21 protein-coding genes are annotated in these 22984 nt (G+C 55.5%); 7 read left to right on the plus strand and 14 right to left on the minus strand.

What is annotated here, in order from left to right; genetic code table 11:
- Nucleotides 1–64: 64 nt before the first annotated feature.
- The 3 genes from AA74_RS0119075 to AA74_RS0119085 all read left to right on the plus strand — a co-directional run bounded on the left by AA74_RS0119075 (nucleotide 65) and on the right by AA74_RS0119085 (nucleotide 2296).
- The gene (locus tag AA74_RS0119075; RefSeq protein WP_025913058.1) at nucleotides 65–1300 is read left to right on the plus strand and encodes a sensor domain-containing diguanylate cyclase; all 1236 of its coding nucleotides are present in this window, start codon (nucleotides 65–67) and stop codon (nucleotides 1298–1300) included.
- 74 nt (nucleotides 1301–1374) lie between these two features.
- The gene (locus AA74_RS1000000123500) at nucleotides 1375–1515 is read left to right on the plus strand and encodes an Ecr family regulatory small membrane protein (protein WP_021240268.1); all 141 of its coding nucleotides are present in this window, start codon (nucleotides 1375–1377) and stop codon (nucleotides 1513–1515) included.
- A gap of 217 nt (nucleotides 1516–1732) precedes the next feature.
- Complete coding sequence (locus AA74_RS0119085) at nucleotides 1733–2296, plus strand: DJ-1/PfpI family protein (RefSeq protein ID WP_008501260.1); 564 nt, start codon at nucleotides 1733–1735, stop codon at nucleotides 2294–2296.
- 89 nt (nucleotides 2297–2385) lie between these two features.
- Here AA74_RS0119085 and AA74_RS0119090 read toward each other — a convergent pair whose 3' ends face one another.
- A complete protein-coding gene (locus AA74_RS0119090) occupies nucleotides 2386–4002 on the minus strand; it encodes an ABC transporter substrate-binding protein (protein ID WP_008501259.1) in 1617 nt (538 codons plus the stop codon).
- A gap of 185 nt (nucleotides 4003–4187) precedes the next feature.
- Here AA74_RS0119090 and mpaA point away from each other — a divergent pair, with 185 nt between their 5' ends.
- Nucleotides 4188–4901, plus strand: a complete 714-nt coding sequence (mpaA, locus tag AA74_RS0119095; RefSeq protein WP_025913059.1) for a murein tripeptide amidase MpaA — start codon at nucleotides 4188–4190, stop codon at nucleotides 4899–4901.
- Here the strand turns inward: mpaA and ycjG are convergent.
- Entirely contained in the window at nucleotides 4892–5857 is a 966-nt protein-coding gene (gene ycjG / locus AA74_RS0119100) for an L-Ala-D/L-Glu epimerase (RefSeq protein ID WP_025913060.1), read from the minus strand. The two genes, mpaA and ycjG, sit on opposite strands and share 10 nt — an antisense overlap.
- Nucleotides 5858–5964: 107 nt before the next feature.
- Between ycjG and tpx the strand changes: the two genes are divergently transcribed.
- Both tpx and AA74_RS0119110 read left to right on the plus strand, forming a co-directional pair.
- Nucleotides 5965–6471, plus strand: a complete 507-nt coding sequence (gene tpx, locus AA74_RS0119105; RefSeq protein ID WP_008501256.1) for a thiol peroxidase — start codon at nucleotides 5965–5967, stop codon at nucleotides 6469–6471.
- A 275-nt stretch (nucleotides 6472–6746) separates the two neighbouring features.
- A complete protein-coding gene (locus AA74_RS0119110; protein WP_021240272.1) occupies nucleotides 6747–7955 on the plus strand; it encodes an aldose 1-epimerase family protein in 1209 nt (402 codons plus the stop codon).
- 44 nt (nucleotides 7956–7999) lie between these two features.
- Here the strand turns inward: AA74_RS0119110 and tyrR are convergent, their stop codons facing one another.
- The 3 genes from tyrR to AA74_RS0119125 form a co-directional block, all read right to left on the minus strand.
- Entirely contained in the window at nucleotides 8000–9541 is a 1542-nt protein-coding gene (gene tyrR / locus AA74_RS0119115; protein ID WP_008501254.1) for a transcriptional regulator TyrR, read from the minus strand.
- A 112-nt stretch (nucleotides 9542–9653) separates the two neighbouring features.
- Nucleotides 9654–10706, minus strand: a complete 1053-nt coding sequence (locus AA74_RS0119120; RefSeq protein ID WP_021240274.1) for a YcjF family protein — start codon at nucleotides 10704–10706, stop codon at nucleotides 9654–9656.
- Complete coding sequence (locus AA74_RS0119125; protein ID WP_023292267.1) at nucleotides 10703–12100, minus strand: YcjX family protein; 1398 nt, start codon at nucleotides 12098–12100, stop codon at nucleotides 10703–10705. The genes AA74_RS0119120 and AA74_RS0119125 overlap by 4 nt, the downstream gene beginning before the upstream one ends.
- Nucleotides 12101–12255: 155 nt before the next feature.
- On the opposite strand from AA74_RS0119125, the gene AA74_RS0119130 reads away from it, so the two are divergent.
- Entirely contained in the window at nucleotides 12256–13266 is a 1011-nt protein-coding gene (locus AA74_RS0119130) for a LacI family DNA-binding transcriptional regulator (RefSeq protein WP_008501251.1), read from the plus strand.
- Between the two features lie 35 nt (nucleotides 13267–13301).
- On the opposite strand, the gene AA74_RS0119135 is transcribed toward AA74_RS0119130, so the two are convergent.
- The 9 genes from AA74_RS0119135 to AA74_RS0119175 form a co-directional block, all read right to left on the minus strand.
- On the minus strand, nucleotides 13302–14216 hold the full coding sequence (locus AA74_RS0119135) for an OmpG family monomeric porin (RefSeq protein WP_008501250.1): 915 nt from the start codon (nucleotides 14214–14216) through the stop codon (nucleotides 13302–13304).
- A gap of 65 nt (nucleotides 14217–14281) precedes the next feature.
- Nucleotides 14282–15364, minus strand: coding sequence for an ABC transporter ATP-binding protein (locus tag AA74_RS0119140; protein WP_025913061.1), 1083 nt, complete (start codon nucleotides 15362–15364; stop codon nucleotides 14282–14284).
- A 13-nt stretch (nucleotides 15365–15377) separates the two neighbouring features.
- Nucleotides 15378–16043 carry a beta-phosphoglucomutase gene (gene pgmB, locus AA74_RS0119145; RefSeq protein ID WP_025913062.1) on the minus strand — a complete coding sequence of 222 codons (666 nt, stop codon included), beginning with the start codon at nucleotides 16041–16043 and terminating at the stop codon, nucleotides 15378–15380.
- Nucleotides 16033–18312 (minus strand): glycoside hydrolase family 65 protein, encoded by a 2280-nt coding sequence (locus AA74_RS0119150; protein WP_025913063.1) that lies wholly within the window; start codon nucleotides 18310–18312, stop codon nucleotides 16033–16035. Before AA74_RS0119150 ends, pgmB begins: the two co-directional genes overlap by 11 nt.
- Entirely contained in the window at nucleotides 18306–19364 is a 1059-nt protein-coding gene (locus tag AA74_RS0119155) for a Gfo/Idh/MocA family protein (protein WP_025913064.1), read from the minus strand. The genes AA74_RS0119150 and AA74_RS0119155 overlap by 7 nt, the downstream gene beginning before the upstream one ends.
- Before the next feature lie 11 nt (nucleotides 19365–19375).
- A complete protein-coding gene (locus AA74_RS0119160; RefSeq protein WP_025913065.1) occupies nucleotides 19376–20164 on the minus strand; it encodes a sugar phosphate isomerase/epimerase in 789 nt (262 codons plus the stop codon).
- A gap of 17 nt (nucleotides 20165–20181) precedes the next feature.
- Complete coding sequence (locus AA74_RS0119165) at nucleotides 20182–21234, minus strand: zinc-binding alcohol dehydrogenase (RefSeq protein ID WP_025913066.1); 1053 nt, start codon at nucleotides 21232–21234, stop codon at nucleotides 20182–20184.
- A gap of 28 nt (nucleotides 21235–21262) precedes the next feature.
- On the minus strand, nucleotides 21263–22105 hold the full coding sequence (locus AA74_RS0119170; RefSeq protein ID WP_008501243.1) for a carbohydrate ABC transporter permease: 843 nt from the start codon (nucleotides 22103–22105) through the stop codon (nucleotides 21263–21265).
- Nucleotides 22092–22973, minus strand: a complete 882-nt coding sequence (locus AA74_RS0119175; RefSeq protein ID WP_008501242.1) for a carbohydrate ABC transporter permease — start codon at nucleotides 22971–22973, stop codon at nucleotides 22092–22094. Before AA74_RS0119175 ends, AA74_RS0119170 begins: the two co-directional genes overlap by 14 nt.
- Between the last annotated feature and the right edge of the window lie 11 nt (nucleotides 22974–22984).

Genomic DNA, 22984 nt, shown 5'->3' on the forward strand with positions numbered 1-22984 from the left:
AGAACACACGAGTCACGTCTGTCATGATTGTCAGGCGTATTAAGCCGATGAACAGGAAATGCCTATGTCGCAAAACGGTTTTGAAGCGCTGAACGTCATTAAAACACCCGTGTGGCTTATTTCACCCGTTTCGGAAGAGATCGTTTTTGCGAACGTGGTCGCAACGCAGCTTATGGGAGATAAGACGCTCGATCAGCTGCGTAAAGGCATCTATTCCGCGAATGCACAAGCTCTCCTGTCGATGTATGTACCTGAACTGAAAACCGAGCAGGAGATCGTCGAAATCTGGACAATAAGAAGCCGGGATGGGCTGGATACGCCGTTAAGCTGTCGTCTCTCGCTTGCCCGTTACGCCCCCTGGGGAGATGTGATTGTCTTCGAGGGGATCGCCCAACATATCCTCTCAGGACTGAAGGCCAGCCGCTCCGCAACCTACCGGCGAAAAAAACAGGGGTTTTACGCCCGTTTTTTTCAGACCAACAGCGCGCCGATGCTGTTAATCGATCCTGCCCGCGATGGTCAGATTGTTGATGCCAACCTGGCTGCGCTCAATTTTTACGGTTACTCGCATGATGGTATGTGCAGCAAGCATACCTGGGAAATCAATACCCTGGGGCGAGACGTGATGCCCATTATGACTGCGATTGCCGCGCTGCCCGGCGGCCATAAGCCGCTCAACTTTGTTCACCGCCTTGCCGATGGTTCCACCCGCCATGTTCAGACGTATGCCGGACCCATTGAGATCTACGGTGACAAGCTGATGCTGTGCATCATCCACGATATCACCGAGCAAAAAAGACTGGAGCAAGAGCTGGAACATGCCGCGTTACGTGACTCCATGACCGGGTTACTCAACCGACGCCAGTTCTACGCGATTACCGACCCCAACAATCTCAATAATCGACCTGCCCAGCAGCAGTTTAGCCTGCTGCTGGTGGACACCGATCACTTCAAAAACATCAACGACCTGTTTGGCCATTTGAAGGGCGATGAGGTGCTTATTGCCCTCTCCCGAACGCTGGAAGCCTGTAGTCGGGAGAACGACATGGTGTTCCGCTGGGGGGGCGAAGAGTTCGTCATCCTGCTGCCGCATACCTCACTCGACACCGCGTTGCAGATTGCCGAGTCGATCCGTGCAGCCGTTGCCCGCATTACGATTCCGGGCTTACCACGGTTTACCGTCAGCATTGGCGTGGCGCGACATAACCCGGGGGAGACGATTGATGAGCTGTTTAAGCGTGTAGACGATGCGCTGTATCGCGCTAAAAATGATGGGCGCAATAAAGTCCTTGCAGCATGAAACTGGAGTATACGGGAAAGCCCCGCTACAATGCCTGCCTCGAATAAATTAACGTCAGGTGGGTAAAATCTGCAATGGGCAAAACAGAAATAATACTCACCTTAATTATTTTGCTCCTTATTATATTTGGCTTCTGGTTTATTTTTAGCGGGGAAATCTGGTATCTCGTCGAGTTTCTCGAAAATAGTCTTTACCCGACCTTCGACGCCCCTTAACGCACGTTTAATATCGTGTTTCACCTACCGAATTTGTCAGGTATCTGCCAGCCTGACGGCCGCGTAAGATACGCGTCGTTATCCTCCAACTACGTTGATAACGAATCACTTATTCACTTGCTTATGTTGCCCGTGCTCTGACGGGCTTTTTTATTTCCCGCATTTCAGCCACGCCAGGCTATATCTTAATCATCTTTAATGACAAGGGAGAGGAATGATGAGCAAGAAGATCCTGATGCTGGTGGGCGATTATGCCGAAGATTACGAAACCATGGTGCCTTTTCAGGCGTTACAGATGGTTGGTCATCAGGTGGATGCCGTCTGCCCCGACAAACCGAAGGGCGACTACATCATAACGGCAATCCATGATTTCGACGGCGCCCAGACCTATAGCGAAAAACCCGGTCACCGCTTTACCCTCAACGCCGACTTTTCCGCCGTAAAGGAGCAGGACTACGACGCGCTGCTCATCCCCGGCGGGAGAGCGCCCGAGTATCTGCGGTTAAATGAGGACGTGTTAAAGCTGGTACAGGCGTTTGACGCCGCGCGCAAACCGATTGCTGCGGTGTGCCACGGCCCTCAACTGCTCGCCGCCGCGGGCATCCTGAAAGGCCGAACCTGTAGCGCCTACCCGGCCTGTGCACCTGAGGTCCGTCTCGCGGGGGGACACTACGCCACGATCGGCATCGATCAGGCACATGTCGACGGCAACCTGGTGACGGCTCCCGCGTGGCCCGCCCATCCGCAGTGGCTGGCGAAGTTTAATGCGTTATTAGAATAATACGTTCCGGTCTCATCGCTGCCGAAAAGCACAGCGCGGTATCACCCATGGCAAAACTGGCGCTCACGTGCGCCAGTTCGCATTAACCATCAGTGCTTCTCAATATACATCGTCCGGCTATACGCCACGTCTTCCGGGTTATTAATCGGATACCCTTTCACCCACGGCTTAATCAGACGACCGTTGGTGTACTGGTAAATAGGCGCGATCGGCGCTTTCTCCATGAGGATTTTCTCCGCCATGTTGTAGTCCGTGTTACGCGCTTTCGCCGTGGTTTCGAGCGTCGCCTGGTGGATTATTTTATCGTAAGCCGGGTCGTTGAAGCGCGAGATATTCCCGCTGTGGGTTGAGGTCAGCAGGGACAGGAAGGTCGAGGGCTCGTTGTAATCCCCCACCCATGACGCGCGGATCACATCAAAATTGCCGGTGTTGCGGCTGTCGATGTAGGTTTTCCACTCCTGATTTTGCAGCTTGACGTCCACACCGAGGTTTTTCTTCCACATGGACGCCACCGCAATGGCGATTTTCTGGTGGTTTTCCGACGTGTTGTACAGCAGGTTCAGCTTCAGCGGACGCTGGGGGCCGTAGCCTGCGGCCTGGAGCAAGGTTTTGGCCTGAGCGTTCAGCTCCTGCTGGGACATCTGCTCGAACGGCGAAGGTTCAGGCGTGAAGCCCGCCGTCACGTCAGGGGTGAAATGCCAGGCCGGTTTCTCGCCGGTACCCAGTACCTTATCCGCCATAATGCGGCGATCGATAGTCATGCTCAGCGCAAGACGAACCCGGGCATCGGCCGTCGGCCCCTTTTGCGTGTTAAACGCGTAGTAATAGGTCCCGAGCTGAGGCGGCGTATACACCTGGCCAGGAATATCCTTCAGGAGCTTCTGATACATGTTTTTCGGGAACGATTCGGTAATATCGATATCCCCTGCCAGATAGCGTTTCGTGGCGGACGATTCCTGATTAATCGGAATAAAGGTCACTTTTTGCAGGACAGTTTTCGCATTGTCCCAGTAGTGGGTGTTCGGCACGACAACCAGTTTTTCATTCACCACGCGCGCGTTCAGAACGTAGGCCCCGTTACCGACCAGCGCTCCCGGACGCGTCCACTCTTTCCCGCTTTCAACATTGGCTTTTTGCACCGGATAGAAGGCGAAGTTTGCCGTCAGGTTGCTAAACCACGGTAGCGGTTTATCCAGCTGGACGCGCAACGTTCTGGCATCCACCGCCGTCACGCCCAGGGTATCTGGCGCCGCTTTACCATCAATAATGGCCTGCGCGTTGCTGATGCCCGCCAGCGCCGCAAACCAGGCAAACGGAGAGGTCGTTTTCGGATCAACCAGACGCTGCCAGCTGTAGACAAAATCCTGCGCGGTAACCGGCGTACCGTCAGACCATTTTGCGTTATCGCGCAGGGTGAACGTCCAGATTCGATTATCGTTGCTCTGCCAGCGCGTCGCCACGCCCGGGGTCAGTTCCCCTCTCTCATTCTGATTTACCAGCCCTTCGAAAAGATCGCGAATCACCTGAATCTCTGGCAACCCCACCGCTTTTGCGGGATCGAGCGAAGCCGGTTCGTCTTTAATGTGTCTGACCAGCTCCTGTTTTTGCGCCAGCACCGTGCCCTGTGGCACATCGGCAGCGTATGAGAGTGAAGAGAGTCCGCACAGGCAAAGTGCGGCAAAAAGACGCGAAACAGGATGCTTCATAAGATCCCCTTTAAAAAATTCTGGTAAAAAGCAGATGCGTAATTATTTGTTTCGACAGTAAGAAATGCAAACAACTTACGCCTGAATAGTGATTTAAGGCAATTCTCAGCCGTTAAGGAAACTATTTGATTAACAGCGGCTTTTGCACAACACTGCCTGTAGAGACTTCGTTATCAGGATATCGTATGGCAACCACCCGACCCCGCGCGGAACGCGGCGCCTTCCCTCCGGGCGCTGAACAATATGGCCGCTCATTTTTAGGCGCATCGCTGATCTGGTTCCCGGCCCCCGATGCCGATCGCGACAGCGGTTTGGTTATTGCCGGCACGCACGGAGATGAGAACTCGTCTGTCGTCACGCTCTCGTGCGCGCTGCGGACGCTGACCCCGGCATTGCGACGTCACCACGTGATTCTTGCCGTGAATCCGGACGGCTGTCAGCTTGGATTACGGGCGAATGCGCGAGGAATCGACCTGAACCGTAATTTCCCTGCAGCAAACTGGCGCGCAGGGGAAACGGTATATCGCTGGAACAGCTCCGCCGAGGAGCGGGACGTGGTGCTGCTCACGGGCGATAAACCCGGATCGGAGCCGGAAACGCAGGCGCTGTGCCAGCTTATCCACAAGATCCACCCCGCCTGGGTTGTCTCCTTCCACGATCCGCTGGCCTGTATTGAAGATCCGCGCCACTCTGACCTGAGCGCGTGGCTGGCCCAGGCGTTCGCCCTCCCGCTCGTCACCAGCGTGGGCTATGAGACACCCGGTTCATTCGGCAGCTGGTGCGCCGACTTGAGCCTGCCCTGCATCACCGCTGAGTTCCCGGCGATCTCCTCCGACGAAGCCAGCGAAAAATACTTAAAGGCTATGATGGATCTGTTGCGCTGGCAGCCTCAGAGGTGAAGTACGCCGCTGGTAAAATTAAGCGCCGGTGAAACGTCAACGGCCAGCCACGTCGGGCCATCCAGATCGGCGAAACGGACCTGATTGACCAGCGGCAGCGCCGCACCGATCGCCCGTGAGGTGCAAAGCATGCATCCCAGCATCAGGGCGAACCCCTGCGCCCGGGCGTCCGCCGCCAGGGCCAGGGCTTCAGTCAGTCCGCCAGTCTTGTCGAGTTTGATATTGACCATGTCATAGCTGCCCTTAAGCGCGCTCAAATTCTCACGGGTATGACAGCTTTCATCCGCACAGACGGGCAACGGATGGATAAAATTCTTCAGCGCCGCATCCTCTTTTGCCGGCAGAGGCTGCTCCAGCATCGCCACGCCCAGATCGGCCAGCAGCTGGCATCGCGCGGCCAGCCCTTCGGGATGCCACGACTCGTTGGCGTCAACAATGAGCGTGGCTGACGGCACCGCCGAGCGAATGGCGACCATCCGCTCGCTGATCAGACGATCGTCGAGCTTCACTTTTAACAGCGTGGCCCCGGCGTCATAGAGCGCTTTCGCACTGGCGGCCATCTGCTCGGGCTCCCCAATCACGACCGTTTGCGCGGTCACGACGGACTCCGGCACGACCACGCCCAACAATGACGTCAGCGATTTTTGCTGCTTAGCGGCTTCAAGGCTCCAGAGCGCACAGTCGATGGCGTTGCGCGCCGCCCCGGCGGATAAACGCTGCTGTAACGCGTCGCGCGTGAGGCCTTTTTGCAGGTCAGGTACCAGGGTCATGATCTGCGCCATCACGGATGGCAGACTTTCCCCATAGCGCGGGTAAGGCGTACATTCCCCGACGCCTTTAACCCCCTCTTCTTCGATTTCGACCACAACCACGCTGGCTTCACTTCGGCTGCCGCGAGAGATCACAAACGGGGTATGCAATGGCCAGGCTTCTTCATAGACCTTAACGCTTCTCATCACTGACTCCTTGCGGCCCGGAAAGGCGAAAAATTTGGTTTGCCGTGTTATCTGCTGATGGCATACACTAGCCACGACGTTAACTATATGTAAACAGGAAGATATCTATGTCACAACTCGTTCATTTCCAGGGCAACCCGGTTGCTGTAGCAGGTTCCATTCCGCAGGCTGGCAGCAAAGCGCAGGCTTTTACTCTGGTGGCTAAAGATCTGTCTGACGTCACACTGGCTCAGTTTGCGGGCAAACGCAAAGTACTGAACATTTTCCCAAGCATTGATACCGGCGTTTGTGCCGCATCCGTGCGTAAATTCAACCAGCTGGCGACTGAAATGGACAATACCGTGGTGCTGTGCATTTCCGCTGACCTGCCGTTTGCCCAGTCCCGTTTCTGCGGTGCCGAAGGCCTGAGCAACGTTATCACCCTTTCCACCCTGCGCAGCGCTGATTTCCTCGAGAACTACGGCGTCAGCATCGCGGAAGGCCCACTGAAGGGTCTGGCAGCACGTGCTGTACTGGTTCTTGATGAAAACGACACTGTTGTCTTCAGCGAACTGGTTAACGAAATCACCACCGAGCCGGACTACACTGCCGCGCTGGACGTGCTGAAAGCATAATAAGTCCTTAGCATTCTATACAACTTATTCTCAACCTCGCCACGGCGGGGTTTTTTATTAGAAAAAAGCTGAATCGTTAAAGCTAAAATATTCATCGATCACAAAAATCATGCAATAAAGACAGCAATATGTAACTCCCGCGTGATCATTAACGCATTCTAATTGTTAAAATCACCTAATTTTAACCTCAGTGAAGCCCATCACATTTCCCTTTTTGTCTAAACATTAGATTTGCTTACGAAAGTAAATAATCGTTTCAGCAAAAAGGATAAAATATGAAGATCAAATTCGCTTTTACGCTCCTGGCGGTCCTGGTTTCTGGCCATGCCGCGGCTAAAACCTGGGTGCTGACAAGTGCTGAAAGCAGCGTAGAGAAAGGAAACTGGAAGATTTCGAGTAATGAGCTGAAAGTTAAAGATCAGACGTTCAGCATTGAGCAAAAAGTCTTGCACGGCGGCAAGCAGGAAGGCAGTAAAGTCATCATTATTAGCAGTAAAGATGGCCTGACGATTACCCTGAGCCCGACCCGCGGCATGAACCTTCTGCACGTTGAAGGGTTTGGCACCCGACTGGGGTGGGATTCCCCTGTCAAAGAGGTCGTGAATCCGGCTTATATCAACCTTGAGAGCCGCAACGGTCTCGGCTGGCTGGATGGTTTCAACGAGATGATGGTGCGCTGTGGCTACGAGTGGACAGGTCACCCTGTCACGGCGGACGGGCAAATTTACACCCTGCATGGCAGGGCCGGGAATACCCCGGTATCGCAGGTGGAAGTTGAGGTGGCGGATGCCGCCCCGCATGAGATCCGCGTTCGGGGTTTGATCAAAGAGAGCACGTTCAAAAAAGCGGATCTGCAGACCATGACCGAACTGCGCTACGTTCCCGGAACCAACCAGTTCAGCCTGCATGATGTTCTCACTAACCATGCCGATTACCCTCACGATTACCAAATCATCTATCACAGCAACTTCGGGACGCCGATCCTCGAAGAAGGCGCACGTTTCCTTGCGCCAGCGGCGAGCGTAAGCCCATTCAATGACTACGCCAAAGCGGGCGTTAACGACTGGCAAACCTATGCCGGGCCGACAAAAGGCTTTGATGAGATGGTCTTTAACATTCAGCCGCTCGCCGACAACAACCACGAAACGCTCGCGGCGGTGGTCAATAAAGCCGGAGATAAAGGCGCATCCATCCAGTTTGATACGCGCCAGCTGCCCGTGCTGACCTTATGGAAAAACACCGATACGCTGAAGCAGGGTTATGTCACGGGCATTGAACCGGGCACCAGCTACGCCTACCCCGTGACGATTGAACGCCAACAGAAGCGGGTTAAGCAGCTGCAGCCGGGTGCCAGCGCGCAGTTTGATCTGACCTATACCCTGCTCCACAGCCCGCAGCAGGTGAAAGAGGTCGAAAGCAGGATTGCGTCGATTCAGGGCGAGACAAAAACAGACATCGTTAACACGCCGCTGGCGAAGGAATAAACTTAATATGAAAAGTAAAAAGCCTCTTTGCAGAGGCTTTTTTGTTATTCGTCACCTTTCTTATGATTCAAACCATACTCGCGTAGCTTATTGGCGATCGCGGTGTGCGAGACGCCCAGGCGTTTTGCCAGTTTGCGGGTGCTGGGATAGCTGCGGTACAGCTGCGTCAGCACAGAACGCTCGAAACGGCTGGTGATGTCATCAAGCGACCCTTCCATCGCCTCTTCCCCTACCGATACCGTTCCGGCGTCGTAATCCGGCAACAGGATATCCTGCGGACGCAGCTCATACCCTTCAAGCTGGGTCAGCGCGCGATATACGGCGTTTTTGAGCTGACGAATGTTCCCCGGCCAGCCGTAGCGCATAAGCACCGTGCCCAGATCGGCAGACAGCTTCGGACGAGGAACCCCCTGCTCATCGGCAAAGCGGGCGACGAACAGCTCCGTAAGCGGCATGATGTCCTGCGGGCAATCGCGCAGCGGCGGAATATTCAGCGTCAGGACGTTAAGGCGGTAATAGAGATCTTCGCGGAAGATCCCCTTTTGCACCAGTTCCACCAGGTTCTTCTGGGTGGCGCAAATGACGCGCACGTCCACATGCACCTCGTGATCCTCACCGACGCGGCGGAACGTGCCGTCGTTCAGGAAACGCAGCAGCTTAGCCTGCATACGCGGCGACATTTCGCCGATCTCGTCCAGCAGCACGGAGCCGCCGTTAGCCTGCTCGAAGAACCCTTTCTTGCCCTCCGGCGCGTGACCAAACAGCTCGCTTTCAACGGCATCTTCCGGGATAGAGGCACAGTTAAGTGCCAGATAAGGCTTAGCCGCACGCGGGCTCGCCAGATGCACGGCGTGAGCCAGCAGGTCTTTCCCGGTGCCGGTATCGCCGGTAATCAGCAGCGGCGCGGTCAGGCTTGCGAGCTTACGCGCCTGATCAACCACATGACGCATTTTCGGGCTGACGGCAATAATCTGGCTGAACGCGCCAACATCCTGACTGGAGAGGTTTTGCAGCTGACGACCCATGCGTAGCGTCGAGCGCAGCATGATCACCGCCCCGGTCAACACGCGGGTATTCCCTTCCCCTTTCAGATAGACCGGCGTGATCTCCATCAGGAAATTCTGCCCGTTAATCACCACATGCTCGCTGTGCGTGTTCTGCGGATTGCTGTCCAGCCAGCGCTGGAAGTTAAAACCGGGGATCAGCTGCGCGGCGTGATGATTGCTCAGCTTCTCCTGGCTCTGCGCGAAAAGCTGGCAGCTCGCGTGGTTAACGCGCTCAACTTTGCTTTTCAAATCCAGAGAGAGGAACGGTTCAGGCATGGCTTCCAGCAGCGCGCTCAGCGCCAGGTGCTCACGCTCGGACGGCATCCAGGGAATGGTGCGTACATCCGTAACGCCAGCGATACGGCGGATTTCCGCCATCAGGCTGCTGAAGGTATTAAATTCAATTTCGGCAAAATTGAGGTAAATTCGCCCGACAGGATCGATCTCAATGCCACGTAAATCAATGCTACGTAAAACAAGAAGATCGAGTAATTCGCGGGTCAGACCGAGACGGTCTTCACAGAAGACTTCAAGACGCATGGGAAATTCACCGTTTTAAGCCAATAACAATAAAATGATATGTCAGAACACGGTGATCGGGAAGATGGCTGTCAACAAATATTGACAGCCAGCACGATTAGTGAACAAAACCTCACGGCGAAGGTTTTTTATTGAGCGTCTCTTTGAGCTGGCCGATCAGTTCACGCCTGAAATCCCCCAGCCGGGGCTTATCGCCGTCAATCCAGGGCAGCGGACGGCAGACTTCCATCGCTTTAATCCCCAGGCGTGCGGTTAATAATCCCGCACCGATGCCCTGAGCCGCACGGGCAGAAAGACGCGCCGCCAGATCCTGCGACATCCAGTCCATGCCCACTTCGCGCACCAGCTCACTCGCCCCGGCAAACGCGATATTGAGCAGGACCAGCTTAAACAGTCTGATCCGACTGTAGTAACCCAGCTCTATGCCGTAAAGGTTCGCAATACGGTTGATCAGGCGCAGGTTACGCCAGGCGATAAAAGCCATATCGACCAGCGCCAGCGGGCTGACGGCAATCATCAATGTGGATTCCGCCGCAGAACGGCTGATTTCGCGCCGCGCCTGAGCATCCAGCACCGGCTGTACCATGTGGGAATAGAGCGTCACCACTTCCCGGTCATTCTGAGTTTCATGGATGGCGGCATACCAGCGCTGAAGCGCCGGATGCGACTGATCGATTCCGGCCTGGCTGGCCAGCTTTTCACAGAACGCGCGCCCTTTCCCGGTGCCGTGACTGTGGAGCAGATCCCGCGCTTCATCACGCTCGTGCGCGCGCTGTCGCAGACGCCAGAGTCGACGCCATTCGGTGGCAACCGACCCGACGCCAGCCCCCACAATCAGCGCGCCTGCGGCACATCCGCCCAGCGCGACCCAGTCCTGCGTGTGCCAGGCATTCATCGTCCACTGCACGCCCTGACCCACCACGCTTACGCCAAACAGCGCCAGACCGGCAGTGACCATCCTGCGCCACAGGCTGCGTTTTGGACGCAGCGCGGCGTCCACGACCGCCTCCGCCGGACCATCCTCAACAACCGGCTCGTCCTGCAGCGCCGGGGCAAAGTTATCGGCCTGGGTACCGCTGAACGTCTGCGCCGTTTTGAACGCCTCCTGAGGGTTCTGCTCAAGCGTTCCGGTAAAGTCAATGCGCGGTTTTAACGGTTCCGTCATCGCAACTTATCTCCAATCAAAAACTCCAGTGCCGCATCCAGACGGATGTGCGGTAAAGGCCTGTCGACGCTCATGGCCTGCGGGCGGAAGGCTTCAAACTGAAAGCCCTGTTTCTGCCAGAAGGCCTGGCCCGGCAGCCGCGCAGGCACTTCGCCTGGGTAGACAGTAAGTGGTTCACCGTCGCTGAGCCGGTTGCCGCGTAATGCCGGTATTTTCTCGCCGTTAAGGTCAATTAGCCCGCTTTGCGTCGCCTGCACGGACGCGAGCCCAAGGCAATCCATGCTGATCCCTTCGAAGGCGGCGTTTTGCCAGGCGTCCTGTACCAGCTGCTGTAGCAGCGACACCATATTGGCATGCTGGTCGACGGTGACGTGATCGGCTTTTGTGGCCGCAAAGAGCAGTTTATCGATCACCGGTGAGAAAAGACGGCGGAACAGCGTTCGCTGTCCATAGTGAAAACTTTGCATCAGCTGCGTCAGGGCAAGGCGCATATCGTTGAATGCCTGTGGCCCGCTGTTGAGCGGCTGCAGACAATCCACTAGCACAATCTGACGGTCAAATCGTAAAAAGTGGTTCTTATAAAATCCCTTAACCACTTTTTCACAATAGTAATGGTAGCGCTCGCGCAGCATCCCTGCGTTAGTGTGCTTATCAGCCTGCGCCAGCGTCGACTCGCCAACCCCGTCCACATCCGGCCAGGGGAAAAACTGAAGCGCAGGCGCGCCCGCTAAATCACCCGGCAGAACAAAGCGCCCCGGCTGAATGAAGTGTAACCCTTCCTGTTTACACTGGTGTAAATACGCCGTCCAGGCGTCGGCAATGGCCGCCAGACGGTTTTCATCTGCTGGCGCAAGCGGGTCCAGCCCTTCGCACAGCTGTCGCCATTTGGCCGACCACCCGGCGCGTTGCCCCTGCAGCAATCCCGTCATCTGGCGTGACCAGCTGAGGTAATCCTGCGCCAGCATCGGCAGGTCGAGCAGCCATTCGCCGGGGTAATCGACGATTTCAAGATATAGCGTGGAGGTATCCTTGAAATGGCGCATCAGGGATTCATTCGAGCGGAAACGCAGCGCAAGACGAATTTCACTGACCCCTCGCGTCGGCGTCGGCCACGCGGGCGGGTCGCCATAAAGCTGTGCCAGCCCTTCGTCATAGGTAAAACGGGGAATGCCAAAATCACGCTGTGGAACGCGCTTAACGCCCAGCAGACGCTCTTCCCGCACCGCGCCAAGCAACGGCAGACGCGCCCCGGCGTGCAGGTTCAGGAGCTGGTTCACCATCGCGGTGATAAACGCCGTCTTACCGCTTCGGCTCAACCCCGTCACCGCCAGTCGAAGATGACGGTCAACGCCGCGGTTTACCAGTGAATTGATTTCGTTTTTAAGTCGCTTCATCGCCGTCCTTCGTTGCCTGGAAGCCTTGAATGCATGGCTTCAGAATACAATAAATGGGGGCAGATCGTTGATTATCAATTCTTATTTATTGCTATTGCCGTTTTTTCTCCAGTAAGATGAACGCCATTGCTGTCAGTCCTGAGTGAGTAAGGTGTATGTCACCCACCATTTATGATATCGCACGGGTTGCGGGCGTATCGAAATCAACCGTTTCCCGCGTTCTGAATAAACAAACGAATATTTCTCCTGAAGCGCGTGACAAAGTGCTGAAGGCGATTGACGAATTAAATTATCAGCCCAACAAACTGGCCCGTGCCCTGACCTCTTCAGGATTCGATGCCATTATGGTTATTTCGACCCGTTCAACCAAAACCACTGCCGGCAATCCTTTTTTCTCCGATGTTCTTCATGCCATTACGGCAAAAGCGGAAGAAGAAGGATTCGATGTTATTTTACAAACCTCAAAAAGCAGTGAAGACGATCTCCTGAAATGCGTGAGTAAAATAAAACAGAAGATGATCAAAGGGATCATCATGCTGAGTTCACCCGCAAATGAATCCTTTTTCACCACGCTGGACGCGTATGGCGTACCGGTAGTGGTTATCGGCAAAGTGGAAGGTGAGTATCAGAATATTTATTCCGTCGACACGGATAATTTTCATGACAGCGCCACGCTGACGGAAACCTTTATCAAAAACGGCCGCCGGAAAATTGCCTGCCTGCATGCGCCGCTTGAATATCATGTTTCGATCGATCGCCTGGCGGGTTATAAAGCCAGTCTGGAAAAGCACCATATTGCGATTAACCCGGACTGGATCATGGATGGTGGTTATACCCATGAGAGTGCGCTTAAGGCGGCTCTGGAACTGCTCTCTTCACCCACGCCGCCTGATGCCGTATTTGCTACCGACAGCATGAAGTTACTCGGCCTTTATCGCGCGGCGGACGAGTTAAATCTGATGATACCGGAACAGGTGGTGATAGCCGGATACAGTGACCCGATGCTGTCTCTCATTTTAACGCCCGCACCAGGCGGCTTTGATATCCCCACCCGCAAACTGGGGGAAGAGAGCTGCGATCTTCTCTTCAGGCGTATTGCGGGTCACCCCGCCCCGCAAAAAGTGCTGGTTGATACCCATTTTTTACTGGCGGCCTCGCTGCGCTAAAACCAGGGGCACCAGGCCCCTGGAAGACCCACGGGTCAGAACGCGTAATTTACCCCAACGCCCGCATAGTGGAAGCGGTCGTTTTTACCCTCGTCATGGTTTTCCCATTCGTAGGCGTATTCAAGCGTCATGGATAAACCGTTGTTGAAGTCATAGGCGTACTGCATACCCAGACGGTTGAAATCATGTCCTTCACGCTCAGGATCGTCCTGCCAGTCCCAGTTCGACCAGCGATCGAGCCCCAGTCGGGTGTAAGGCGTTAAAGTCGTCTGACCCAATGAAATAGGCAGGTAGGCGCGAATTTCCTGAGTGGAGAACTCGCCGTTATTACGTGAACCGTCCATATTGAAACCGCGCTCTAAATAGTAATTCACTTTAGCGGCGAAGGTGTCGTTAATGGTCCAGGTAAAGCCCGTTTCGGTTTCGACGCGGCTGTCTGAATAGCCTGTTTTTTCCAGATCGTTGGCAAACTGGTACATGGCAAACCAGCCGCCGAAACGCCAGTCGTCGGTTAATTTAATATCCCAGTCCGGCTGAATTTTGTAGCGCTGCATATTTGCGCTGCCGTCTCTGGCGCCGTGTTCATCCTTAAAGTGATAGCCATAATTACGGAAACCACCGGTCAGACCGAACGTGAAATCATCGGTACCAATAAAACGATAGCGTAATTCAAATTCCGGGCGGTCGAAATAGGTCCCACGGGTCATGCTGCTATAATCAACCGGTCCTTCCTGATACATCGCCAGCGAAATAGTCCAGGCATCCCAGGTCGCATTAAACCACACGGAGGGTTCATATAATCCGTCTTTATCTTCTCCCTGGCCTTCGACGTTTTCAATTTCATACATCGCGCCAATATTAAATTCCCATTGTTTAGCCGTTTCTGTTGCATGTGCGCAGCTCACCCCTGCGCACAGCACGAGCGCAGCACTTTTTAGTAGAGTACTCATAAAATATTCCCTTTATAATTAACAAACAAAAAACCGGAAATTTGCATTTCCGGCAAACACCTTTCTTATCTAATAGCCGCTTCGGTATCGGCGTCGAAGAAATGGCACTTATTCATATCGAACTGGATACCGATATTATCCCCTGCGGCATAATCATTCGCTGCTCCCGCGCGAACCACCAGCTCATGGCCGCCAACGGTGGCGTAGAGCATGAACTCCGCACCGGTCAGTTCGGCTACGCTGACTTTCGCCGCGATATTTTCACCGCTACTCTGCTGGGTGAGAATATCTTCCGGGCGGATCCCAAAGACCACAGCTTTACGCTGATATCCAGCGGCTTGCAGTGACGCGAGCTTGTCTTCCGGGATCGCCAGGCGCAGCGTTTCCGTGACGAAATAGCGGTCGTCGATGGCACCACGAACAAAGTTCATGGCTGGCGAGCCAATGAACCCCGCAACAAACATGTTTGCCGGCTCGTTGTATACCTGCTTCGGTGCCCCGACCTGCTGAATAATGCCGTCTTTTAAGATCACAATGCGGGTCGCCATCGTCATGGCTTCCGTCTGATCGTGGGTCACGTAAATCATCGTGGTATTGAGCTTCTGGTGAAGCTTGCTGATTTCAGCTCGCATCTGCACGCGGAGCTTGGCATCGAGGTTGGAGAGCGGTTCATCCATCAGGAACACGCCCGCTTCCCGCACTATCGCCCTGCCCAACGCCACGCGCTGACGCTGGCCACCGGACAGCGCGCCGGGTTTACGCTTGAGGTACTCCCGTAGGCCGAGGATCTGTGCCGCCCAGTTGACGCGCTCTTCGATAACCGCCGGAGCGATTTTCTGCATCTTCAGGCCAAACGCCATGTTGTCGTAGACCGTCATATGCGGATAAAGCGCATAGTTCTGGAACACCATGGCGATGTCACGCGATTTGGCGGGCACATCGTTCATACAAACGCCGTCGATCACCAGTTCACCGGCGGAAATCTCCTCCAGCCCGGCAATCATGCGCAGCGTCGTCGATTTACCGCAGCCAGACGGGCCGACAAAAACGATAAACTCCTTGTCCTCGATTTCGAGGTTAAAATCCTTCACCACGTGGACCTGGTTATCGTAAATTTTCTGAATATGTTTCAGTGACAGTTGTGCCATTTTTAATTCCTTATCAATACGCCCGGGAGGCCCAGAAATCGGTCAGGCATTTCCAGGTCAGTTCCTGCGTCGAATGAAGCTGTAGTCCCGCATGGGCCAGGCCTGAGCCAATCCCGACCGACAGCATGCCCGCCGCGTTGATCGCCGCCACGCCCGCGGGCGCATCTTCGACCCCAATGGCCGCCTCGGGGCGGACGTCCAGGCCTGCACACGCGGCGAGGAAGATCTCCGGGTCCGGTTTTGAACAGACGATACGGGAAGCATCGGCGCAAAAATCAAAGGCGCGATGAATACCCAGGGCATGCAGTATTCCAGGAGCGTTGAGGGAAACGGAGGCGAGCCCAATTTTGACCTTCGCCGCCCGAATGTCCGCCAGCACCTCCCGGATGCCCGGCAGCAGTGACGCCTCGGTCAACGACGACAGCGATGCGACGTAGAGCGCATTTTTCTTCCCCGCCAGCGCCAGGCATTGTTTGTCGTCAAACGCCCCCTCTTTCCCACCGTGTCGCAGGATCCGCTGCAGGGATTCCATGCGGCTAATTCCCTTCAGCTCCTCGTTGAACACCTCATCGATAGTGATGCCGATCTCCTGTGCGACCGAACGCCAGGCGAGAAAATGGAGATGCGCCGTATCGGTGATGACCCCATCAAGATCGAATACAACAGCTTCAGGCTTCATGGCTGGCCTCCGTGGTAGCGGTCCCATTAAAAGACGTAAGAAATTCCCTACGAGACAGTGCCTGCTGCTCCGATACGCATACCGTTTTTCCCCACAGGGTTAACGTGACGGGCGCGGTGGTCTCGATGGTTAAAACGTCATTTTCAAACGTGAAGCGCAGGCGAGCGTTCTGCCAGCGCAGCGGGAAGGCAAGTTTTCGCCAGCGAGCGGGTAGCTTCGGCGCAAGGTGCAGCTCGCCCTCAACAATCTGCATGCCGGCAAACCCCTGAATAACGCCGGACCAGATAGCCCCCGTGGCAGCGGCATGAATGCCGTCATCGCTGCTGTGCGGATCGTCGCCCAGATCGATAGCCACGCCAGCGCGCCAGAAGGCGTAGGCCCCTTCCGTATCGCCACAGCGGGCGGCCACAATGCCGTGAATGGCCTTGCTCAGCGAAGAGTCATGGATCGTACGTGGCTCGTAAAACGCCAGGTTGGCCGCGCACTGGTCGGGGGTAAATTTCTCCGGCAACAGATAGTTAAGCATCACCACGTCAGCCTGCTTGAGGATCTGCATCTCGTTAACTTCCGCGCGAGAGTAATCCAGCAGGATGGTCTGCTTACCCGCTTTGGCTTTATAGCGGCTTAAATCGATCGCCGGTTTCGCCATGAACGAATCGTCCTGCGGGATAACGCCCCCGGCGTCGGCTTCCGGCAGCCACAAGCGGGCCAGGAAGGTGGTCGCCTTCTCCATGAAGCAGGCATCTTCACGCTCAAACATCGACATAAACCGACATGCGCTGGCCACGTTGTACCAGGCCAGATAGTTGGTGTAGGCGTTGTTATTCACATGTTCGGTGTATTCGTCCGGCCCAATCACATCATGAATTTCCAGGCGCCCGTTAATCTCCGTAGCGCGGCCCATCCAGAACGTTGCCGTCTCTACCAGCAGGGTCAGCCCTTCATTGCGCATAAATGCGTCATCACGCGTGGCCTGCCAGTAGGCCACAACGGCCCAGGCAATGTCCGCCACAATGTGGTGTTCGGCCAGGGCGGAGGCCACTTTCTGCCGCATGCCCGTACGGATGTTGATGGCTGCAAACTCCGGCGTCTCCTCTTTGCCGCTTGCGGCGCTCTCCCACGGGAACAGCGCGCCCGGCCAGCCGTTGCGGCGGGCTTTTTCCCGGGCCCCGGCCAGGTTCAGCCAGCGATAGCGCAGCAGACTGCGGGCCACCTGCGGACGAGTGAAAAGATGGAAAGGCAGCATGAATATTTCGGTGTCCCAGAAGACATGGCCTTTATACCCCTCGCCGGTCAAGCCCTTAGCGGCAATGCTGCTCCGCTCATCATGGGCTGGCGTCATGGTGGTCAGATGCCAGACGGCATAGTCCAGCGCCATCTGATCGTCAGGAGATGCAGAAGCCACTTCCACCCTGGCGTCACGCCATACGTCTTCCCATGCGCAGGTTGAACTCTCCAGCAGCGAGGCATATCCCCTTGCCGCACAAACCTTGAGATCCGCCAGCGCGCCGCGCGCGAAAGACTCCTGCGACAGGGCTTTATCGCTGCGATGGGCCACCCAGACCAACTTATCCAGCGTGACAGTGTCACCCTGCGGTATCGTCAGGGAATAGTGAGCAGAGAGCCGACGATTTTTAGCGGTAAAGCAGCTTTCGCTGTCTGCTGATAGCTGACAAAAAGCCGAGATAACAACGTCAGAGTCCCGGTCCTGTGTTTCATACACACCCTGCATATAGTGCTGGTCGAATACCCTGACAGAAATTTCATCCAGATGCTGACGGCCGGTATTGGTTTGTGTGGCATCAATACCGGTTTTCATCACCACCTGCGAGGTTGCGTCAAGCGGGGTGATCGCAAGCTGCATGGCCACAAGCGGCAGCTGATCGAGAGAGACAAAACGACGACTCTCCAGGCGATAGCGCTTTCCGTTGGGCGAGCGCCAGACAACGCGGCGATGCAGCTCGCCGTTGGCAAACGCCAGCTCGCGCTGCCACTCAAGAATGTCCCCGGACAGAAGGGTAAAATTCACCCCGTCCAGCTCAACCTCGATACCGGTGATATCGGGCAAATTGATCAGCTCGGTGGTCTCGTTACGTCCCGCCTGGTGATACAAGCCCGCAAGATACATCCCTCGGGTTTGCTGGGTGTAATCTTCTTCATGCGCAGCGCGAATGCCCATGTAGCCGTTACCGCATGCCATAATGGACGCGTACTTATTCAGACTGTGCGGACAAAAGCCCGGATCGGTTAATACAGACACGCTCAGCATATTGTTACGCTTTCTCCTGTTTCTGCCGACTGATAAAGCGCCGCGACAAGCTGCTGAATCACCAGCCCCTGTTCAGCATCTGCAATCATTACGGGCTCTCCCTGCACGTGGCGGACAAAGGCCTCCATGCTGCGTAAATGGCGCTGATCGTCAGCCTCTTCACGCTGAATCAGGGTCTGTAACGCCCCGGCGTCATCCTGATAAATATGTGCCGGGAAAAGCGTCGCCCCCGCTTTTTCACCGCAAAACGCGACATTCATGATCGACTGCTCGCGGATATTCAGCGCGAATGAGGTGTCCAGACGCAAAATGCCGCCGTTGCAGAATTCGATGGTGCCAAACAGGGCATCTTCCACCGTAAACTGAGCAGGATCCCACTCGCCAAACTGGCCGCTGCTTTTCCGGGTTCCCAGCCTCTGGAAACCGTGCGCCGTGACCCTTTTGACCGCCGGGAAACCCAGCACGTACATCGCGGCATCCAGCATGTGAATACCGATGTCAATCAGCGGCCCACCGCCCTGCAGCGCTTTATTGGTGAAGACGCCCCAGCCCGGCACGCCGCAGCGCCGCAGCGCCTGCGCCGAGGTGAAGTAGATTTCGCCCAGCGTTCCGTTCATCACGGCCTCGCGCAGCAGTTGCGTATCGAGCGCAAAGCGGTGATGGAAGTCATATGCCAGCACTTTGCCCGCCTTGCGGGCAGCGATCCGCATCTCGTCGGCCTCTTGCGGCGTCATGGCAGGCGGTTTTTCGCACATCACATGACAGCCGGCCTCCAGCGCTGCCATCACATGCTCAAAATGGAATCGGTTTGGCGAACAAACGCTCACCACGTCCGGCTTAACCGCCTCCAGCATGGCGCACGCGTCCTGCCACGCCGACGGTATGGCATGGCGCTCCGCAAAAGCCTGTGCCTGTTCGAGGCGGCTGTCCATGACAGCCACCATCTGAACATCACTGCGCGTGGCGTAATACGAGGCATGCACTTTGTCCGCAACCTGCCCGGCGCCAATGATGGCGACGCGCAGTGGCGACGTTGTTGAAGCACTCATCACGCTCGTCATCCTTAGCATTCGCGTAAATAAGTGAGTGAATCCCGGTAAGCCTGAGCGGGATCCTCAGCGCGCACGCGACACTCGTATACCACATAGCCCTGGTAATTATCCGCACGCAGCTGATTGAACAGGCTGGCAAAATCGAGGCTACCGCTTCCCGGCTGGTAACGGTGATTATCGGCGATGTGCACATGGCCCAGCAGATCGCGGTGCTGATGCAGCGCCTCCGGCAGCGAATCTTCTTCAATGTTCATATGATAGAAATCGCCGATGATCTGCACATGCTTGAGGCCGTTCTCTTCGATATAGCGTCGTGCGTCAGCCAGGGTGTTGATCATGTGATCCTGATAGCGGTTCAGCGGCTCCAGGTAGACGGTGGTTCCGGTGCGCGCGGCCACCTCATCCAGCCAGCGCAGCGACGCACTCACCGCTTTGCGGTCGCCTTCCAGGCTGCGTGGAGAGGTCATCGGCGGCAAACGGAAGGTAAACATTCCCCAGGCTGCAGGCACGATAATGCCCTTGCCGCCCACTTCGGCCAGGGCTTCCAGAATGCGTTCAATCTGCGCTAAACCGTTCAGACGACGCTCTTCGATAAAGTCACCAATCCAGCCATCGTATCCGCCGCAGGCGGTCGTGACCGGCAGGCCGGTGGCCTTAATCGCCGCTTTCACCTCGGCAAGATTTTCCACCAGCAGCTTGCCGTCAATTTCATAGCCATCGAAACCCATCGCTTTGATGTACTCGAATTTCTCCAGGATATTGCCCGGGAAAAAGGCCTGATTTTGTGTTGCGATTTTCATGAGTTGCTTTCCTTAGCTTAAAAAGTGACGCCCATTTTGATGCTCAGTTCCGGATGCTGATCCACATATTTCATGTAGCTTTCAGCGCTGCTGGTGAAGGTCACGACCGGGTCGATCAGATCTTCACAATTCAGATAACCGTTCATCAGCAGTTCCCAGCAGGTCTCTTCAATACGCTTGCGGCTCCAGCGCGGGTAATCCGGGTTTGGCTCACTGCAGGCGCGGGAGAAGACAATCTTCGCGTTGTTGAAATGCGCTTCACGCCCCAGGTTAAAGCCTGCTGAGAACGGTTTAGCGAACGCAACGTAGGAGATGGTGCCGCCGTAGGCGAGGCCGCGCAGCGCGGACTGCAGCGCATCGGCAAAGCCGCTGGTCTCGATGATCACGTCTGCGCCCTGCTTTCCGGTCAGCTTTTTAATTTCCAGACCAACGTCTGTGCCGATTGGGTTCAGGCAGTGGTCCGCACCGTGACGACGGGCGATCTCGCAGCGGTGTTCGATCGGATCAACGCCGATAACAACTGACGCGCCCGCTTTTTTCGCCAGCTGAATCGCAATCTGTCCGATGGCACCCAGGCCGACCACGACAACAAAGTCGCCCACGCGGACGTTGGCATCACGCACGCCGCTCATGGCAAACTGTGCCGGATCGTAGCAAACGGCGTTCTTCCACGAGGCGCCCTGCGGCATTTTGCGCAGCTTGTAGTTGTTGACGGCATTCACGATAACCGTCTCCTGCAGCGGACCGTAGCAGCAAACGCGATCGCCAGTCTGGTATTCCGTGACGTCCGCACCGCATTCGATGATGTCGCCAACAATCATGTTGCCCAGCTGGAACTTACCGAACTCGATACCGCGCGCTGCGCCCTCTTCACGCGGCGTGAACATCTGCCACTCCGCGTTAAACTCTTCATCGATAAACGGGCTTGCGGCGCGGAAATCGACCACTTCAGTGCCGTGCTTCGGGGCACCAAAGCGGGCACGAATTTTCACTTCATGTGCTTCCACAGCACGATCTTCATATTCCACAAGCGCCGCCACACGTGGCGCTGTCGCAACTAATTTTTTCATGATTGACTCCTTGTTAAAATTGGCCGCCTCAGCCCTTCACGCCACCGGCGGTCAAACCACTTTTAATAAAACGTTCGGACAGGGCGTACATAATGACCACCGGAAGTGCCGTCACCAGCGATGCCGCCATCATGCGACCCCAGATATAATCGGGTGTGCTAAAGAGCGTGTTCAGCCCGACCGGCAAGGTGAAGTTGCTGGCGCTGGACAGGAAAATGGACGCAAACAGATAGTCGTTCCACGCCACCATGAAGCAGTAGACAAACACCGATACGAGCCCGGATATCGCCAGCGGTACGGTAATACGGAAGATGATTTGCAGGCGGTTAAGGCCGTCCATCATCGCGGCTTCTTCTATTTCGTCCGGGATGGTGTCGAAGTAGCTGCGCAGCATGAACACCGCCGTCGGTAACGTCTGCGTCACCATGGTGATAATCAGCGCCAGCTCGGTGTCGTAGATCCCCAGCGCGGTGATGATTTTGAACAACGGCACCACCAGCAAGATGCCGGAGAACATGTAGACGGTGTAAAAACTCGCGTTGATCGTCGTGCGGCCCTTAAAGCGCAGCTTGGACAAGGCGTAAGCGCCCAGCGTACCGAGAAACACGGCAATCACCGATGAGGTCAGCGACACCACCATGCTGTTTCTGAAGTAATCCACAAACGGGAAGATCAGCGGGTTAAAGATGTCGATGTAATGCTGCAGCGTCCACGCCTGCGGCAGAATGGTTGGGTGGAGCGAGATCGCCTCTTTGGCGCTCTTGAATGACGTCATCAGCATCACGAAGAACGGGAAGAGCGTGATGATCAGAAATACCGCCAGCCCGAGATAAAAACCAATACGGCTCAGTACGCGTTTATTTGTTGCCATTGAGGTTCACCCTTTTTCTGGTCAGCAGAATCACAGCGAAGATGATCACGAACAGCACCACAGAAATGGCCGCTGCTTTACCCAAGTCGTTGAAAGCGAAAGCGGTTTTGTAAAGATAGACGCCCAGAATATCGACCTTGGTGGTCAGCAGGTAGACGTCAGCAAACATGTAGAACATCCAGATGGTGCGAAGCGTGACCACCGTGGCCAGCACCGGCATAATCGCGGGCAGCGTGACGATCCGAAAACGCTGCCAGGCATTCGCGCCGTCCATTTCCGCCGCTTCATACAGGGATTTATCAATAGTTTGTAAAATCGCCAGGAATGAGATAAACGCGTACGGGAAGTAACGCCAGATCGCGAACAGCACCACCAGTACGAAGCTGCTGTTCGGGTTGTCGAACCACAGCGGCGCCTGGTCATACAGGTGCAACAGGTCTACGCCCAGATAGTTCACAATGCCGTAGCCGTTGTTGAACATGTATTTCCAGGCAAACACCAGCGAAATAGACGGCGTGACGTAGGATAAAATCACCAGTGAACGTGCCGTCTTACGCAGCCGAAACTCGCGATTAAAGAAGATGGCCACGGCCAGCCCCAGCACCGTGCTGCCAATCACCACCAGCGCGGTGTACCAGAAAGTCATCCACAGCGAGTGCCAGAAAGCGGCATCGCCGAGGATGCGAATGTAATTGTCCAGGCCGACAAACACGGCGCTAATGCGCGGGTTGAGCGGCAAGCGTAAAAAACTGATTTCAATATTGGAAATCATTGGCCAGGCCACCAGGCCCCCCAGCAGAATCAGGCTGGGGGCCAACAGCAGCATGGCGAAAGGCATATCTGAACGACCAGAAAACAACGTCTTCATAATTTCCTTCC

It is taken from the genome of Enterobacter sp. 5-4 (genome assembly GCF_000612205.1).
In the GTDB taxonomy this organism is placed as follows: Bacteria; Pseudomonadota; Gammaproteobacteria; order Enterobacterales; family Enterobacteriaceae; genus Enterobacter; species Enterobacter roggenkampii.